The sequence below is a fragment of the Tardiphaga sp. GW821-FHT12E02 genome, assembly GCF_058807155.1.
Window position 1 is genome coordinate 4,852,713 of record NZ_JBXAQK010000001.1, and the last position, 16,726, is coordinate 4,869,438.

A 16,726-nucleotide genomic window follows, 5' to 3' on the forward strand; every position below is an offset into this window, starting at 1 on the left:
GATCGCGTGATTTATGAGTTCATCACGAAGTCGGATACGGCTCGGCGGGGACTACAATTTTTGCCCGCCGCACGCGCTCGCGATGCGCCGTGTAAACGCCGGACGCGATGATGACCGCGGCACCGACGAAGGTCCAGATATCCGGAATTTCGGAGAAGACGACGAAGCCGAGCAATGTCACCCACATCAATTGGACATAGGAGAATGGCGCCAGCACCGACGCATCGGCATAGCGGAACGCAACCACCACGATCCAGTGACCGACCGTCGATGACACACCGATCGCCACACCGATCGCCAGTTGGGTTGGCGTCGGCGACGTCCAGTAGAACGGCACGAACACACTGAGCACAAGGAAACCGACGATCGCGGCATAGGCCATGGTGGTGATGGGCTGATCGGCCCCGCTCATCTTGCGCGTCAGCACCAGTGCCGCTGCCCAGCCGAGTGCAGAGACGATCGGAAAGATTGCCGCCGGTTGAAATGCCGCGGTGCCCGGCCGCACGATGATGAGCACGCCGATCAGTCCGACGATGGTGGCCGTCCAGCGGCGCAGGCCGACCTTCTCGCCAAGAAAGATCACCGACAGGCTGGTGACGAATATCGGCGAGATGAAGCCGGTGGCAGTCGCCTCTGCGATCGGCAGATAGCTGAGGCCGATAATGAAGAAGATCGACGAGCCGAGCAGACCCAGCCCACGAAAGACCTGCAGCAGCGGTCGGCTCGAACGCAGCGCCTTCCCGCCCGACGGGACCAGCACCATCGGCAGCATGATCAGGGCGAAGACCGTAAAACGGATCCAGGCGATCTCCACAGGCGGCATGCCGCCGCGCGACAGGTATTTCGCCATGGTGTCCGACGATGCCAGGAAGGCCGTGGAGCAAACGATCAGGAGAAGGCCGAAGAGCGGCTTGTCGAGATGACGGGCTGCCTGCACGGGTACGCTGACCTTCGGCGGCGGAACATGAGTGGTCACGGGAGGAAACCGGCTGCTGGGCCCGGCGAAATATGCGGGCCGAATCTGGAGCCTCACAAAACGCCGTTCGCGTGGCTGGGACAACCTCCGATAACAGGACGGCGTTATGCAACAGACGACGCTGCGCGATCAGCCCCGCGTGATCATGCACTGCAGCATGACGGCCGGCAGGTCGCTCAGAGCATCGGCAGGCTCGACGGCTCGCGCCCGCGGGGAAATGCCTTATCCAGTTCGCCGATGTCGGCCTCGCTCAGAACGAGATCGCCAGCCGCGGCGTTATCGGCCGCGTGGGCAGCGGATGACGCTTTCGGGATCGCGAATACCGCAGCTTGGCGGATCAGGAAGGCGAGTGCCACCTGACGCGCACTGGCACCGTGAGCGGCGGCGATCTGCGCCAGCAATTGGCCACCCGGCGAGCGCGGCGACGGAAAGTCATTATGACCGAACGGCGAATAGGCAACCACGGCGACGCCATGCTGCTCGCACCAGGGGATCACGCGATGTTCGATGGCGCGTTCCTGCAGGTGGTAGAGCACCTGATTGCAGGCGATGGCGCCCTTCCCCGCAACGCGCAACAACTCGTTGAGATCGTCGGCGTCGAAATTGCTGACGCCCCAGGACGCGATCTTGCCAGCCGACTTCAACTCCTCGAAAGCCGCAACCGTTTCGGCTAGCGGAACCTGTCCGCGCCAGTGCAGCAGGTAGCAATCGAGCCGATCCGTATTCAGCCGCTTCAGCGAGCGTTCGCAGGCGGCAACGGTGCCCTTGCGGGAGGCGTTGCTCGGCAGGACTTTGGAGACGAGGAACACCTCGTCGCGCCGCCCGGCGATGGCTTCAGCGACGACAGGCTCGGCGTCGCCATACATTTCCGCGGTGTCGATATGGCTCATGCCGGCATCGAGGCCGGCCTGCAGGGCCTTCACCGCGGCAGCGCGGTCGCCATGGTCAATATACCAGGTGCCCTGCCCGATCACGGACACATGGTGCCCGGTGGCTCCGAATGGATTCTGTCGCATGATTGCGCCTCCGCCTGCCCCCGCGATAGGCGCGGGAGTGGACGATAGCGCATCACAGCGCAGGAGTCAGTGGCTGATCATCCACGGCCGCGCGGTCGGGAAGCTCTTCGAGCCTGTCGCGGTCTTCTTCATCAGCCGCGAGGGCTTCTTGCTGGAGCAACAGCCGCAACCGGCGCCATGCTTGGCGCGGTCCTGACCGGCTTTGTATTGCGCCACCGTCTTCGGCGCATTGCGGCTTTCCTCGTTCGTGGCATGCGCCTTGCGCTTGTCCGAGGACATGCAGAAGAACGCCGGCGCCGTCAGCATGACACGCGGGGCCGAGGTGGTGCAGTGCGGGCAGTCCTGCGGATCATCGCATTCGGCCATCGGGCGCATGTCGGTGAATGGACCGCAATCGTCGCAGAGATATTCGTAGACCGGCATGATGGTGATCCATCGTTGGCCGCTGACCTCTCCCCGTCATTGCGAGGAGCGGAGCGACGAAGCAATCCGGAAAGCGGCGCAAAAGAAGCAGGATTGCTTCGCTTCGCTCGCAATGACGGTTGAAAGGACGGAGATAAAAGGCAGCCGCGGCGCCGATGACATGGCGCCGCGGCCGAGTTGACCGAGTTACTTGTCCGGCGACAGCGGCATCTGGATCGAGCCGTCGATATGTTTGATCGGCCCGGCCCCTGACGGCATGATGTCGAAGTCGAAGATCTCCGTCGGCAGCCACAATGTGGCGCAGGCATTGGGCACGTCGACCACGCCGGAGATATGGCCCTGGCAAGGCGCCGTGCCGAGGATCGAATAGGCCTGCGCACCCGAATAGCCGAACTTCTTCAGATATTCGATCGCATTCAGACAGGCCTGACGATAGGCGATATGCACGTCGAGATAATGCTGCTTGCCGGCCTCATCCACCGAGATGCCTTCGAAGATCAGGAAGTCCTTGTAGTTCGGCGTCATCGGCGACGGCTTGAACACCGGATTCTTGATGCCGTATTTGGCAACGCCATCCTTGATGATATCGACCTTGATATGCAGCCAGCCCGCCATCTCGATGGCGCCGCAGAAGGTGATCTCGCCGTCGCCCTGGCTGAAGTGCAGGTCGCCCATCGACAGTCCACCGCCGGGCACATAGACCGGGAAATACACTTTCGAGCCGCGCGACAAGTCCTTGATGTCGCAATTGCCGCCATGCTCGCGCGGTGGCACCGTGCGCGCGCCTTCCGCCGCAGCCTTCTCCTTCGCCTCACCCGTAAGCCTGCCCATATGTGCGGTCGGGCCAAACGGCGGATTGGCGAGACCGGGCACGCGGGTTGGATTGGTATCGATCAGCGCCTGCTCGCGCTCGTTCCACGTGGCAAGCAGCTTGGGATCAGGCAGACAGCCGATCAGGCCGGGATGGATCAGGCCGGCGAAGTTCACGCCGGGAATATGGCGCGACGACGTGTACATGCCCTTGAAGTCCCAGATCGACTTCTGCGCCAGCGGGAAGTGATCCGTAAGGAATCCGCCGCCATTCTGCTTGGAGAAGAAGCCGTTGAAGCCCCACTGCGAATCTTTCATCGGGCCGACATCGAGCAGATCGACAACGAGGAGATCGCCGGGCTCGGCGCCCTTGACGCCGATCGGGCCGGACAGGAAGTGCACGATCGACAGATCGATGTCGCGTACGTCATCCGCGCTGTCATTGTTCTTGATGAAGCCGCCGGTCCAGTCATAGGTCTCGACAATGAAATCATCGCCGGGATTGACCCACGCGACCATGGGAATGTCCGAATGCCAGCGATTATGGATCATGTCGTTGTCGTAGGCCGATTGCGTCAGATCGACCTTGATCAGTGTATCAGGCATTCAATGCTCCCCTTCGGTTACAGCGTTGGCAGTTTCTGAGACAAACTAGACGGACAGATATTTGGCGATCTGCGCGGCATCGATGCCCTCGCGCGCCTCGTCGCGGACGATCTCGCCATTCTCGATGACCAGCACGCGGTCGGCGACATCCAGCGCAAAGCTCAGCACCTGTTCGGACACGATGATCGACAGGCCCTTGGTGTCGCGGATGTGCTTCAGGGTGCGCGCCATGTCCTTGATGATGGACGGCTGGATGCCTTCGGTCGGCTCGTCCAGCAGCAGCACTTTCGGCTTGGTCGCGAGCGCGCGCGCGATGGCGAGCTGCTGCTGCTGGCCGCCGGACAGATTGCCGCCCCGCCGCCCCTTCATTTCCAGCAGGACCGGAAAGAGTTCGTAGAGATCACCCGGCACGTTCTTCTCGCCGGATGCGACGAGGCCGGTTTCGATATTCTCCTGCACGGTCATGTGCGAGAAGATCATGCGTCCCTGCGGCACGTAAGCGAGGCCACGCGCCACGCGCTCATAGCTCTTGAGCGTGCCGAGCTCCTTGCCCTCCATGGTCACCGAGCCCGACTTGGTCGGCACGATGCCCATCAGCGATTTCATCAGCGTGGTCTTGCCCATGCCGTTGCGGCCCATGATGGCCACGATCTCGTTGGGCTGGACCTGCACATTGAGGCCGTGCAGCACTTCGGCATGGCCGTAGGCGACGTGGAGATCAGAAATGGCGAGCATGTGAATCTCCATATGTGTCGCGCGTGACGTCAGTCTCCTCTCCCCGCTTGCGGGGAGAGGGCAGGGTGAGGGGCAGCCTCCGCAGGCTCAGAGCGCGTGGAGAGTTCCCCTCACCCGCCGCGAAGACGCGGCGACCTCTCCCCGCAAGCGGGGAGAGGTTAGAAAGGCCGCCTCTCGTGAAATCCAACCGCATCCCTCAATGCCCCAGATAGACTTCAATGACTTTCGGATCGTTCTGCACCTTCTCCATGGTCCCCTCGGAGAGGATCTGGCCCTGATGCAGCACGGTGACCTTGTGGGCGATGTCCTCGACAAATTTCATGTCGTGCTCGATCACCAGCACCGAGCGGTTCTTGATGATGGTGTTGAGAAGTTCCGCCGTCTTGACGCGCTCGCTGACGCTCATGCCGGCGACGGGCTCGTCGAGCATGAGCAAGTCCGGGTCCTGGATCAGCAGCATGCCGATCTCCAGCCACTGCTTCTGGCCGTGGCTCAAGAACTCCGCATACATGTTCAGCCGATCCTTGAGGAAGATCATTTCGGCGACCTCCTCGACGCGATCCTTCACCGCCGCGTCGCGCTTGAACATCAGCGAGCCGAACACGCCGCGGCCGCGCGGATAGGAGATCTCCAGATTCTCGAACACCGTCAGGTCGTCATAAACCGAGGGCGTCTGGAATTTGCGGCCGACGCCGGCCTGCACGATCTCGTTCTCCTTCAGCTTCAGCAGCTCGGTGCCGCGAAACTGCACCGAGCCCGACGTCGCCTTTGTCTTGCCGCAGATCAGGTCGAGCACCGTGGTCTTGCCGGCGCCATTGGGGCCGATGATGACGCGGATCTCGTTCTCCTCCACATAAAAGGAGAGATCATTGACCGCCTTGAAACCGTCGAAGGAGACGGTGAGGCCCTCGACCGCGAGCAGGAAATCCTTGGGCTGATGTCCGACGAGCATGTGCGTGTTCCCTTACTCGGCCGGTGCGCCATCGGCGACGGACTTGCTGGCGAATGCTTTCCTGGATTTCGACGAGCGCATGGCGAACAGCCGGTCCACGTGACGCTGCACATGGTCGCGCCAGATGCCGGACAGTCCGTTCGGGAAGAACAGCACCACCGCGATGAACAGACCGCCGAGGCCGAACAGCCACATCTGCGGGAAGGATTCCGACAGGCTGGTCTTGGCGAAATTCACCAGCAGCGCGCCATAGACAGCGCCGAAGATCGATGAGCGGCCACCGACGGCCGTGTAGATCACCATCTCGATGGACGGCACGATGCCGACGAAGGACGGCGACATGAAGCCGATCTGCAGCGTGAACATCGCGCCGCCGATGGCGGCGAAGATGGCGGCCATGCAGAAGGCAAAGATCTTGAAGTTCGCGACACTGTAGCCGGAGAAGCGGACACGGTCCTCCTGCTCGCGCATCGCCACCAGGATACGGCCGAGCTTGGTCAGGCGGATAAACTGCGCCGTGATGATGCAGGCGAACAGCATGGCGACTTCGAAGAAGTAGAGGATGAATTTCGCGCTGTCGGTGCGGATGTCCCAGCCGAGCAGCGTGCGCAGGTCGGTCATGCCGTTGATGCCGCCGGTGTAACCCTGCTGGCCGATGATCAGGATGGTGGCGATGGCGGCGATCGCCTGGGTGATGATGGCGAAATACACGCCGCCGACCCGGCGCTTGAACATGGCAGCGCCGATGATGAAGGCGAGAAAGGCCGGCACCACGAAGATCGCAATGATCGTCAGTGTCAGCGAGTGGAACGGCTTCCAGAACAAGGGCAGCGACGTGATCTGGTTCCAGTCCATGAAGTCCGGGATGCCGGGAGTCGACTGGATCTTGGTATTGGCGACGCTGGAGGCCTCCAGCTTCAGGAACATCGCCATGCAGTAGCCGCCGAGGCCGAAGAACACGCCCTGCCCCAGGCTGAGAATGCCGCCATAACCCCAGCACATCACCAGGCCGATGGCGACGAACGCATAGGTGAGATATTTGGCCACCAGATTGAGCCGGAAAATATCGAGGCAGAGCGGCAGGATCACCACCAGCAGCAGCGCAAGCGACAGAAAGCCGAGAAGCTCCGACCGGTTGAAGAAGCGTGAATTGATCATGGTATCGCCCTGCTCTTTCTATGCGCGCTTACTTGCGGACCTTGAGGGCGAACAGGCCCTGCGGCCGGATCATCAGGATCGCCACGATGGTGAGCAGCGTGAGCACCTTGGCCATGGAGCCGGACATGAAGAATTCCATGGTCGATTGCGCCTGGGAGATGGTGAAGGCCGAGGCGATGGTGCCAAACAGGCTCGCCGCGCCGCCGAACACAACGACCAGAAACGTGTCGACGATGTAGAGCTGGCCGGAGGTCGGCCCGGTCGAACCGATCATCGTGAAGGCCGATCCCGCGATTCCGGCGATGCCGCAGCCGAGGCCGAACGTGTAGCGATCGACCTTTTCGGTGTTGATGCCGACGGCGCCGGCCATCACGCGGTTCTGCACGACGGCACGCACCTGGCGGCCCCAGCGCGACTTGAACATGATCCAGGCGACAACCATGGTGATCGCCAGTGTCAGGCACATCACGAAGATGCCGTTGATCGGCACCTCGATCGTATCGGTGACCTGCTTGGAGCCCATCATCCATTGCGGCAGCTCGACGCCGACTTCACGGGCACCGAACACCGAGCGATAGGCCTGCTGCAGGATCAGGCTGAGACCCCAGGTGGCCAGCAGCGTATCCAGCGGGCGCTTGTAGAGATGCCGTATCAGCGCCCATTCCACCAGCATCCCCAGCGCACCGGAGGCGATGAAGGCAAGGATCATGGCGACGAAGAAATAACCGGAAAATAGCGAGGGCAGATTGGCCTGGAAGAAACTCGACGTCATCCAGGTGACGTAGGCGCCAAGGATCATGAACTCGCCATGGGCCATGTTGATGACGCCCATCTGGCCGAAGATGATGGCAAGACCGAGCGCCATCAGAACGTAAACCGAGAACAGGATCAGTCCGGCAAAGCCTTGCATCGCAAAAATGGCGCCGAGGTCACCAATCGAATAGTCGCCGAACATCTAATCCGTCCTCCGTCAGGGAAAGGTCCCGCGCCGCGTGTGAACACGCGACGCAGGGTCTTGACGCGCGGATAGGTCGTCCGCGCCAGGGAGAGCGTGAGGGCTTACTGATAACCCTTCGGGAACGGATCCGGCTCGATCAGCTCGGGCGTCTCGAACACCACCTTGAACTGGCCATCGAGCTGCGCCTGGCCGACGCGGGCCTTCGACCACAGATGATGGTTCGGATGGATCTTGACATAGCCTTCCGGCGCCTTGGTGAATTCGATGCCGGCCGAGGCCGCCGCGATCTTGTCCACATCGAACGAGCCGGCCTTCTCGACCGTCATCTTCCACAGCCACGGGCCGAGATAGGCAGCCTGGGTGACGTCTCCGATCACGGTCTTCTCGCCCCACATCTTCTTGAAGGCGGCGACGAATTCCTTGTTGTTCGGATTATCCAGCGACTGGAAGTACTTCATGCAGGCATAGGCGCCTGCGATGTTCTCACCACCGATGCCGTCGATCTCGTCCTCGGTGACCGAGATGGTCAGCATGGTCTGCTTCGACAGATCGATGCCGGCCGCCTTGAGCTGCTTGTAGAAGGCGACGTTCGAGCCGCCGACCACGGCCGCATAGATCACGTCGGGCTTGGTGAGCTTGATCTTGTTGATCACCGAGTTGAACTGGGTGTGACCGAGCGGGAAGTATTCTTCGCCGGCGACCTTGCCGCCGAGCTTGCCCTCGATATGCTTGCGCGCGATCTTCATCGAGGTGCGCGGCCAGATGTAATCCGAGCCGATCAGGTAGAAGCTCTTGCCCTTCTTCTCCTTGGCGACCCAGTCGAGGCCGGCGAGGATCTGCTGCGTAGCTTCCTGGCCGGTATAGATCACGTTCTTCGACTGCTCGAGGCCTTCATAGAAAGTCGGGTAGTAGAGCATGCCGTTATACTGCTCCATGACCGGCAGCACGGCCTTGCGCGAGGCCGAGGTCCAGCAACCCATGATGGCCGCGACCTTGTCGTTGACCAGCAGCTTCTTGGCCTTTTCGGCGAAGGTCGGCCAGTCCGAGGCGCCGTCTTCCTGGATGAACTTGATCTTGCGACCAAGCACACCGCCCATGGCGTTAATCTGCTCGATGGCAAGCTTCTCGGCCTGCACGGAACCGGTTTCCGAGATCGCCATCGTGCCGGTGACGGAATGCAGGATGCCGACCGTGACTTCGGTATCCGTAACGGCGAGACCGGTGGTGTTGATCGCCGCAGTGGCGGGTGCCTGCGCAAAAGATGTGCGCGGGAGCATCGAGATGGCCGGCAGCGCGGCCATGCCCATCAGCAATTTTCGCCGCAAAGGCGAGTGCAAGCCTGTTTTTTTCTCGTCTGACATCACTTCCCCACTGGTTTGGAACGCTTATTGGTGAGGCAAGTGTTGCTGAACTTCAGCGCTACCCGGATACGCAGGATTGCGTATACTGCACCGCAAAATGCCGACGTAGATTTTGCTATCACGCAAATATGCGTAGTTACGTTGGGTCAGGAGTGAGGAGTGGCGGGGCGGCAGCGGATCGACCGTGTCAGGCGCCAGTACAATCAATGGGTCGCCAACCAGACCCTTGAGGACTACGCCCTCCGCTTCACCGCGAAGAGCGCGCGCCGCTGGTCTTCCGCCCGCGTAGCGAACACGGCCCTTGGCGCGATCTCGTTCCTCGCGCTGGAAGCCATCGGCGGCACCATCACCATCAATTACGGCGTCACCAATGCCGCCGCCGCCATTCTTGTCGTCAGCGTCATCATCTTCTGCTGCGGACTACCGATCGCGTATCACGCGGCAAAATACGGCATCGATATCGATCTCCTCACCCGCGGCGCCGGCTTTGGCTACATCGGTTCGACCATCACCTCGCTGATCTATGCGTCCTTCACCTTCATTTTCTTCGCCATCGAGGCGGTCATCATGGCCGTGGCGCTGGAGATGTGTTTCGGCATCCCCCGCCCGATCGGCTATCTGATCTCAGCCGTCGTGATCATCCCGCTGGTCACCCATGGCATCACGCTGATCAGCCGCTTCCAGCTCTGGACCCAGCCGGTCTGGATCGTGCTCAATTTGCTGCCCTTCATCGCCATCGCCTATGCCAGCCGCGACAGCTTTGCCGACTGGATCAAGTTTCCCGGCGATCACGGCGACCCCGCCGGCCATCTCGATCTGCTGCTGTTCGGCACGGCGGCGTCGGTGATGTTCTCGCTGGTGGCGCAGATCGGTGAACAGGTCGACTTCCTTCGCTTCCTGCCGCGCGACCGTGGCCGGTCCAAAGCCTCGTGGTGGATCGCTTTGCTCTGCGCCGGGCCCGGCTGGATCGTGGTCGGCGCCATCAAGCTGCTCGCCGGATCTTTCCTGGCCTATTTCGCCCTCACCCATGGCGTGAGCAAGGAACACGCGGCCGAGCCCGCTTACATGTATCTGGAAGCGTTTCGCTATGTGCTGTCGCATCCAGATCTCGCGCTGGCGCTGACCGGCGTCTTCGTCATCCTGTCGCAGCTCAAGATCAACGTCACCAATGCCTATGCCGGCTCGATCGCCTGGTCGAACTTCTTCTCCCGCCTGACACACAACCATCCCGGCCGCGTGGTCTGGCTGGTGTTCAATGTGCTGGTCGCTCTGCTGCTGATGGAGATCGGCGTCTACAAGGCGCTGGAGCAGACGCTGGCGCTCTATTCCAATGTCGCCATCGCATGGGTCGGCGCACTCGTGGCCGATCTCATCATCAACAAGCCGCTCGGGCTGCGGCCAAAACACATGGAGTTCAAGCGCGCCCATCTCTACGACATCAATCCGGTCGGCGTCGGCGCCATGCTGGCCGCCACGCTGATGTCCATCAGCGCCTTCTACGGCCTGTTCGGCCCGACTGCCAAGGCGCTGTCGCCCTTCGTGGCGCTCGTGACCGCCCTCGTCACGGCCCCCGTCATCGCTTTCGCCACCAATGGCCGATACTATATCGCCCGCAAGCCGAAGCGCGCTTGGCAGAACATGGCGGTGATCCAGTGCTGTATCTGCGAGCACAGTTTCGAGCCCGAAGACATGGCGCATTGCCCCGCTTATGCCGGGCCGATCTGTTCGCTGTGCTGCTCGCTCGATGCGCGCTGTCACGACCTCTGCAAACCGCATGCACGCATCGATGCGCAGATGTCCACGACACTTGGCAGACTGCTGCCGGAGCCGATCCTTGCCCGCCTCAATTCGCAGCTCGGCCATTATCTCGGCGTGTTCGTCATGGCGTCTGGCCTTGTGGGGCTGACGCTCGCGCTGATCTATCTGCAGACATCGGCGACGCTGCCGACGGAAAGCACTACCGTCTCCGACGTGCTGTGGAAGGTGTTCTTCGCACTCGCCATCATCATCGGTGTGATTGCGTGGCTGTTCGTGCTCGCCAAGCAGAGCCGGCGTGCCGCGGAAGCCGAGACCAAGCGGCAGACCACGCTGCTGATGCAGGAAATCGACGCCCACAAGCGCACCGATGCCGAATTGCAGCGCGCCAAGGAAGTGGCCGAATCCGCCAATCTCGCCAAGAGCCGCTATGTGGTCGGCCTCAGCCATGAACTGCGCTCGCCGCTCAACGCCATCTCCGGCTATGCGCAACTGCTCGAACAGGACGACAGCCTCGACATACGCCCGCGCGAACAGGTCCGCGTCGTCAAGCGCAGCGCCGATCATCTATCCGGCCTGATCGACGGCATTCTCGATATTTCCAAGATCGAGGCCGGCCGCCTCTATCTGTCGCGCGACGAGGTCCGCCTCACCGATTTCCTCGATCAGCTCGTCGGCATGTTCCGCCTGCAGGCCGCAGCCAAGGGCATCGAATTCATCTTCCGCCGCCCGCCGGTGCTGCCCGCCGTCGTCTATGCCGACGAAAAGCGCCTGCGGCAGATCCTGATCAACCTCCTGTCCAACGCCATCAAGTTCACGCTGGAAGGCAGCGTCCAGTTCGTGATCCATTATCGCAGCCCGGTCGCCGAATTCGAGATCATCGATACCGGCCCCGGCATCCGCGCCGACGATCTCGATCGCATTTTCGCACCGTTCGAGCGTGGCGCCCTCGGCGCCGCCCAGCCGCATAGCGGCACGGGTCTCGGGCTCACGATCTCGAAACTGCTCGCCGGCGTGATGGGCGGCGATATCCGCGTCCTCAGCGAAGTCGGCCAGGGCGCCACCTTCCGCGTGAAAATGCTGCTGTCGGAGGTCAACAATCCCACCCGCACCGCCCCGATCGAAGCGCCGATCCTCGGCTATCACGGGCCGCGAAAGACCATTCTGATCACCGACGACGATCCGACCCAGCGCGATCTGTTGCGCCAGGTGCTCACACCGCTCGGCTTCATCCTGCTCAGCGCGCCGGATGGCCCGGCCTGCCTCAGCCTCGCGCAACACTGCCGCCCCGACATGTTCCTGCTCGACATCTCGATGGCCGGCATGGACGGCTGGACCGTTGCCGAGACGCTGCGCGCCACCGGACATCACCAGGCCCGCATCCTGATGGTCTCGGCAAGTGCGCTCGAAGCCCATGGCGCGCCGCTCGCGCAGCCATTCCATGACGGCTATCTGATGAAGCCCATCGAGCTGACGCGGCTGCTGGAGATGATCGGCCAGCTCCTCAAACTCGAATGGCGCTACGAGCCCGACGACGAGACGCACGCCCCGCAATGGACACCGGGCGACACGGCGCCACCGGGCCGGCATATCGACGAACTCATCCGCCTCGGCGGCATGGGACATATCCGCGCCATCCAGATGAAACTCGATGCCGTCGGCGCCGAGCATCCCGAACACGCCGCCTTCGTCGCGCAAATGCGCATGCTGGTCGATCGCTTCGACCTCGACCAGTACATGGCCACATTGAAGACGTTGCAGACCCATGACAGCTGACTCGAAAAAACGCGACGTCGCCCTCGTGGTGGACGACAGCCCCGAGACGCTGCGGCTCCTGACCGATGCCCTCGATAGCGCCGGCATGACGGTCATGGTCGCACTCGATGGCGCCGGTGCCATGCGCATCGTCGAGCAGATCACGCCAGATATCATCCTGCTCGATGCCGTGATGCCCGGCATTGACGGATTCGAGACCTGCCGCCGTCTCAAACGTGACACCGGCCTCGCCGATGTCCCTGTGATCTTCATGACCGGCCTCTCTGAGACCGCCCATATCGTCCGCGGTCTCGAAGCCGGCGGTGTCGATTACGTCACCAAGCCCATCGTCATCGAGGAGATGCTGGCCCGCATCCGCGTCCATCTCGCCAATGCCCGCCTGACGCAAAGCGCCCGCGCGGCCCTCGATGTCTCGGGCCGCTTCCTCCTCGCCGTCAACCAGCGCGGCGAAGTGCTCTGGGCAACGCCACAGGCGCAAAAGCTGCTGAGCGACCACCTGATCGCCGGCATCGACGATACGCTGCTATTGCCATCCACGTTGCTGCAATGGCTGGAGCAGATGCAAAAGCCCGGCGCGAAAGCGGTGCCGTCAGCACCTTTCACGAATAACGAGCTGCTGCGCCTGAACTATATGGGCAAGGCCGGTCCCGATGAATTGCTGCTCCGCCTTGCCAAGGACACCGGCACCGCTGTGCCCTCTGAATTCAGCAAGGAGCTCGGCCTCACCACGCGCGAAGGCGAGGTACTGTCCTGGCTCAGCAAAGGCAAAAGCAACCGCGACATCGCGCAGATCCTTGGCCTCTCACCGCGGACAGTCGACAAGCATCTGGAGCAGATCTACGCCAAACTCGGCGTCGAGAACCGCACCGCAGCGGCGGCTGTGGCGGTGAATGCAACGCAGCGAAGGCAATAATTGGCCACGCGACAACTTGTCTGACAACTGACGCGCCCACCTTGCCACCTCCCCTCAGCATGTTACGCTTCCCTTCAGGCGCATCTCCGGTTCACGGGGAGCGACCATAAAATCACCGCCGGTCAAGGCGGCTCGAGGGAGGAAGAACCATGGCCAGCCAAGGCCCGTCTCGTCGTGCCCTTCTCAAGGGTGCGCTCGCCACCAGCGCGCTGCCTGCGCTCGGATCACTCGGCATCTCCACACCCGCTTTCGCCGAGCCGAACTGGAAGAAATATGCGGGCACCACCATCGAAGCCAATCTGATCAAGGGCCCACGCGGCGAGCTGCTGCAGAAGCACGCCGCCGAATTCACGGCGCTGACCGGCATCAAGGTCGAATCCGAGCTGATCCCGGAGCAGCAGCAGCGCCAGAAGGCCGTGATCGAGCTCACCTCGGGCAAGCCGTCCTTCGACGTGGTCCATCTCAGCTATCACGTGCAGAAGCGACAGTTCGAAAAAGCCGGCTGGCTCGCCGATATTTCGGGCTTCATGAAGGACCCGACCCTTACTGCACCGGATCTGACGGTGGACGATTTCTCCGCCGGCGGCCGCGAATTCGCCCAGAACGACAAGGGCGTGATGCATTCGCTGCCGTGGTCGGTGGACTACTTCATTCTCTATTACAACAAGGAGATGTTCGCGAAGAAGAACATCAGTGTGCCGAAGACCATGGACGAGATGGTCGCCGCCGCCGAGAAGCTCAACGACACTGCGAACGGCATCTATGGCTTCACTGGGCGTGGGCTACGCAACGCCAATATGACGCTGTGGAGCAACTTCTTTCTCAACTATGGCGGCGAATTCCTCGACGCCAAGGGCAACATCCTCACTGACGGCCCTGAATCCATCGAGGCCACCAAAGTCTATCAGCGCCTGATGATGAAGAGCGCGCCGCCCGGCGCGGCCGGCTTCAACTGGATGGAGTCGATGGCCTCGCTCACGCAAGGGCGTGCGGCCATATGGATCGACGGCGTCGGCTGGGCGCCCCCCATCGAGGACCCCAACGCGTCGCGCGTCGTCGGCAAGATCGGTTACACGCTGGTACCGGCCGGGCCGAAGGGACAGTACTCGTCCACTTATGGCGACGGCGTCGGTATCGCCAAAACCTCGACCAAGAAGGAAGCCGCCTATCTCTATTGCCAGTGGGCCGTGTCCAAGACCATGGGCGCCCGCCTGCTGCAGACCGGCGGCGGCGTGCCCTTCCGCAACTCGATCCTCAATGACGAGGAGGTCCGCAAGGGCGTGAAGAACCAGGAATGGCTGCAGTCGGTCATCGACTCCGCCAAGATCAGCAAGCTCGGCCTGCCCGTCATCATCCCGGTCGCCGAATTCCGCGATCTCGTCGGCGCCGGCATCACCGCCACGCTGGCGGGCGCCGATCCCGCCACCGAGCTCAAGAAGGCGCATGAGCAGTTCCGGCCCATCCTGGAGCGCAGCGAGAAGACGTGAGCGAACTGACAGCAGGCAAAGCCGTCGTAGCCGAGCCAACGGTTACGAAAAAGCACGAGTGGCGGCCGATCTCCTATTGGCCGTTTGTCCTCCCCGCGATGATCGTCGTGCTGGCGGTCATCGTCTTCCCATGGGCGTATACGATCTGGATGAGCCTGCACGAATGGAAGGTCGGCCAGGCGCCGACCTTTGTCGGCTTCGCCAATTACATGCGCCTGCCCGGCGATGCCCGCTTCGTGGAATCGGTGTGGCATACGCTGGTCTATACGGTGCTGTCCGTCGTGCTGCCGCTCGTCCTCGGCACGCTGGCCGCCGTGGTCTTCAACAACCGCTTCCCGATGCGCGGCTTCATCCGCGGGCTCTTCATCCTGCCGATGATGGCGACGCCCGTGGCCATCGCGCTGGTGTGGACCATGATGTTCCACCCGCAGCTCGGCATCCTCAACTATATCCTCTCGCTGATCGGCCTGCCGCCGTCGCTCTGGGTGTTCCACCCCGCCACCGTCATCCCGTCGCTGGTGCTGGTGGAGACATGGCAATGGACACCGCTGGTGATGCTGATCGTGCTGGGCGGCCTCAGCGCCCTGCCCAGCGAGCCCTATGAAAGCGCACAGATCGACGGCGCGACGCCGTGGCAGACCTTTCGCCACATCTCGCTGCCGATGATCATGCCGTTCCTGTTCATCGCCGCGATGATCCGCATGATCGACGCCGTGAAAAGCTTCGACATCATCTTCGCCATCACCCAGGGCGGGCCCGGCAGCGCCTCGGAGACCATCAATCTCTATCTCTACAGCGTCGCCTTCGTTTATTACGACGTCGGCTATGCCTCGGCCATTGTCGTCGTGTTCTTCGCGCTGATCATCGCGCTCGCCGGTGCACTCTTGCACTTGCGCCAGCGCACCCACTGGAACGAGAGCGGAGGCAGCGCCTGATGCGGACCCTGCTCGGCCGGATCGGCCTTACCTTCGCGGTGATCGTGATCGTGTCACCGGCGATCCTGTTCTTCCTCTGGATGCTGTCGCTGTCGCTCAAATTCGAGATCGACAACGCCTCCTATCCGCCGGTCTTCATCCCCGAGCGGATCAACTGGGGCAACTATGCCGCCGTGATCGAATCCAAGCGGTTCATGACCTATTTCTTCAACACGCTGATCGTGACCGGCGCCGCCACTCTGTTCGCGCTCGTGGTCGGCGTCCCCGCTGGCTACGGCATCGCCCGCATGCGCGCGCGAAAGGCCGCAATCCTGATCCTGATCGCGCGCATCACCCCCGGCCTGTCCTATCTGATCCCGCTCTTCCTGCTGTTCCAGTGGCTCGGCCTGCTCGGCACGCTGTGGCCGCAGATCATCATCCATCTCGTGGTCACCGTGCCCATCGTGATCTGGATCATGATCGGCTATTTCGAGACCACGCCGATGGAGCTGGAAGAATCCGCCGTGATCGACGGCGCCACGCGCTGGCAGGTGTTCCGCCATGTGGCCCTGCCGATCGCCAAACCGGGCATCGCCGTGGCGTTCATTCTTGCGGTGATCTTCTCGTGGAACAATTTTGTGTTCGGCATCGTGCTGGCCGGCCGCGAGACGCGGACGCTGCCGGTGGCCGTGTACAACATGATCTCGTTCGATCAGCTGAGCTGGGGGCCGCTTGCCGCCGCAGCGCTGATCGTGACGGCGCCGGTGCTGCTGCTCACGGTGTTCGCACAGAGGCAGATCGTGGCGGGGCTGACGGCCGGCGCGGTGAAGTGAGGTGACGCTCTGTCAGCCGTCTTTGCGAGCCCTGACGAATTGGCAAAGCCAAT

The 16,726-nt window shown here is 62.2% G+C and carries 14 protein-coding genes; 5 read left to right on the forward strand and 9 right to left on the reverse strand.

All coding sequences use genetic code 11. The features are described 5' to 3' along the window. Positions 1-22 precede the first annotated feature (22 nt). The 9 genes from AC1RQ5_RS23030 to urtA all read right to left on the reverse strand — a co-directional run bounded on the left by AC1RQ5_RS23030 (position 23) and on the right by urtA (position 8,995). Positions 23-976 carry a DMT family transporter gene (locus tag AC1RQ5_RS23030; RefSeq protein WP_493202042.1) on the reverse strand — a complete coding sequence of 318 codons (954 nt, stop codon included), beginning with the start codon at positions 974-976 and terminating at the stop codon, positions 23-25. A 176-nt stretch (positions 977-1,152) separates the two neighbouring features. Next, positions 1,153-1,992 carry an aldo/keto reductase gene (locus AC1RQ5_RS23035; protein ID WP_493202044.1) on the reverse strand — a complete coding sequence of 280 codons (840 nt, stop codon included), beginning with the start codon at positions 1,990-1,992 and terminating at the stop codon, positions 1,153-1,155. 66 nt (positions 1,993-2,058) lie between these two features. After that, a complete protein-coding gene (locus AC1RQ5_RS23040; protein ID WP_493202046.1) occupies positions 2,059-2,415 on the reverse strand; it encodes an FmdB family zinc ribbon protein in 357 nt (118 codons plus the stop codon). Between the two features lie 186 nt (positions 2,416-2,601). Continuing rightward, the gene (gene fmdA / locus AC1RQ5_RS23045) at positions 2,602-3,831 is read right to left on the reverse strand and encodes a formamidase (RefSeq protein WP_493202048.1); all 1,230 of its coding nucleotides are present in this window, start codon (positions 3,829-3,831) and stop codon (positions 2,602-2,604) included. 45 nt (positions 3,832-3,876) lie between these two features. Next, entirely contained in the window at positions 3,877-4,566 is a 690-nt protein-coding gene (urtE, locus tag AC1RQ5_RS23050; protein ID WP_398479639.1) for an urea ABC transporter ATP-binding subunit UrtE, read from the reverse strand. A 196-nt stretch (positions 4,567-4,762) separates the two neighbouring features. Next, entirely contained in the window at positions 4,763-5,518 is a 756-nt protein-coding gene (urtD, locus tag AC1RQ5_RS23055) for an urea ABC transporter ATP-binding protein UrtD (RefSeq protein WP_493202049.1), read from the reverse strand. A 12-nt stretch (positions 5,519-5,530) separates the two neighbouring features. Then, complete coding sequence (gene urtC, locus AC1RQ5_RS23060) at positions 5,531-6,676, reverse strand: urea ABC transporter permease subunit UrtC (protein WP_493202050.1); 1,146 nt, start codon at positions 6,674-6,676, stop codon at positions 5,531-5,533. Positions 6,677-6,704: 28 nt separating this feature from the next. Next, positions 6,705-7,631: an urea ABC transporter permease subunit UrtB gene (urtB, locus tag AC1RQ5_RS23065; protein WP_398484314.1), complete on the reverse strand. Its 927-nt coding sequence runs from the start codon at positions 7,629-7,631 to the stop codon at positions 6,705-6,707. 104 nt (positions 7,632-7,735) lie between these two features. After that, positions 7,736-8,995 carry an urea ABC transporter substrate-binding protein gene (gene urtA / locus AC1RQ5_RS23070; RefSeq protein ID WP_211912237.1) on the reverse strand — a complete coding sequence of 420 codons (1,260 nt, stop codon included), beginning with the start codon at positions 8,993-8,995 and terminating at the stop codon, positions 7,736-7,738. Positions 8,996-9,154: 159 nt separating this feature from the next. On the opposite strand from urtA, the gene AC1RQ5_RS23075 reads away from it, so the two are divergent. The 5 genes from AC1RQ5_RS23075 to AC1RQ5_RS23095 all read left to right on the forward strand — a co-directional run bounded on the left by AC1RQ5_RS23075 (position 9,155) and on the right by AC1RQ5_RS23095 (position 16,673). After that, complete coding sequence (locus AC1RQ5_RS23075; protein WP_493202052.1) at positions 9,155-12,526, forward strand: hybrid sensor histidine kinase/response regulator; 3,372 nt, start codon at positions 9,155-9,157, stop codon at positions 12,524-12,526. Continuing rightward, the gene (locus AC1RQ5_RS23080; protein WP_398484321.1) at positions 12,516-13,439 is read left to right on the forward strand and encodes a response regulator; all 924 of its coding nucleotides are present in this window, start codon (positions 12,516-12,518) and stop codon (positions 13,437-13,439) included. The genes AC1RQ5_RS23075 and AC1RQ5_RS23080 overlap by 11 nt, the downstream gene beginning before the upstream one ends. A gap of 149 nt (positions 13,440-13,588) precedes the next feature. Continuing rightward, on the forward strand, positions 13,589-14,926 hold the full coding sequence (locus tag AC1RQ5_RS23085) for an ABC transporter substrate-binding protein (protein WP_493202054.1): 1,338 nt from the start codon (positions 13,589-13,591) through the stop codon (positions 14,924-14,926). Positions 14,927-15,024: 98 nt separating this feature from the next. Continuing rightward, on the forward strand, positions 15,025-15,861 hold the full coding sequence (locus tag AC1RQ5_RS23090; RefSeq protein ID WP_398478878.1) for a carbohydrate ABC transporter permease: 837 nt from the start codon (positions 15,025-15,027) through the stop codon (positions 15,859-15,861). Continuing rightward, a complete protein-coding gene (locus tag AC1RQ5_RS23095) occupies positions 15,861-16,673 on the forward strand; it encodes a carbohydrate ABC transporter permease (RefSeq protein WP_493202055.1) in 813 nt (270 codons plus the stop codon). Before AC1RQ5_RS23090 ends, AC1RQ5_RS23095 begins: the two co-directional genes overlap by 1 nt. The last annotated feature ends 53 nt before the right edge of the window (positions 16,674-16,726 follow it).

What these genes read in the sequence shown, in the direction of transcription:
- AC1RQ5_RS23035 (WP_493202044.1), bottom strand. Translation starts at nt 1,992, where the DNA reads ATGCGACAGAATCCATTCGGAGCCACCGGGCACCATGTGTCCGTGATC.
- AC1RQ5_RS23040 (WP_493202046.1), bottom strand. Translation starts at nt 2,415, where the DNA reads ATGCCGGTCTACGAATATCTCTGCGACGATTGCGGTCCATTCACCGAC.
- fmdA (WP_493202048.1), bottom strand. Translation starts at nt 3,831, where the DNA reads ATGCCTGATACACTGATCAAGGTCGATCTGACGCAATCGGCCTACGAC.
- urtE (WP_398479639.1), bottom strand. Translation starts at nt 4,566, where the DNA reads ATGCTCGCCATTTCTGATCTCCACGTCGCCTACGGCCATGCCGAAGTG.
- urtD (WP_493202049.1), bottom strand. Translation starts at nt 5,518, where the DNA reads ATGCTCGTCGGACATCAGCCCAAGGATTTCCTGCTCGCGGTCGAGGGC.
- urtC (WP_493202050.1), bottom strand. Translation starts at nt 6,676, where the DNA reads ATGATCAATTCACGCTTCTTCAACCGGTCGGAGCTTCTCGGCTTTCTG.
- urtB (WP_398484314.1), bottom strand. Translation starts at nt 7,631, where the DNA reads ATGTTCGGCGACTATTCGATTGGTGACCTCGGCGCCATTTTTGCGATG.
- urtA (WP_211912237.1), bottom strand. Translation starts at nt 8,995, where the DNA reads ATGTCAGACGAGAAAAAAACAGGCTTGCACTCGCCTTTGCGGCGAAAA.
- AC1RQ5_RS23080 (WP_398484321.1), top strand. Translation starts at nt 12,516, where the DNA reads ATGACAGCTGACTCGAAAAAACGCGACGTCGCCCTCGTGGTGGACGAC.
- AC1RQ5_RS23085 (WP_493202054.1), top strand. Translation starts at nt 13,589, where the DNA reads ATGGCCAGCCAAGGCCCGTCTCGTCGTGCCCTTCTCAAGGGTGCGCTC.
- AC1RQ5_RS23090 (WP_398478878.1), top strand. Translation starts at nt 15,025, where the DNA reads ATGATCGTCGTGCTGGCGGTCATCGTCTTCCCATGGGCGTATACGATC.
- AC1RQ5_RS23095 (WP_493202055.1), top strand. Translation starts at nt 15,861, where the DNA reads ATGCGGACCCTGCTCGGCCGGATCGGCCTTACCTTCGCGGTGATCGTG.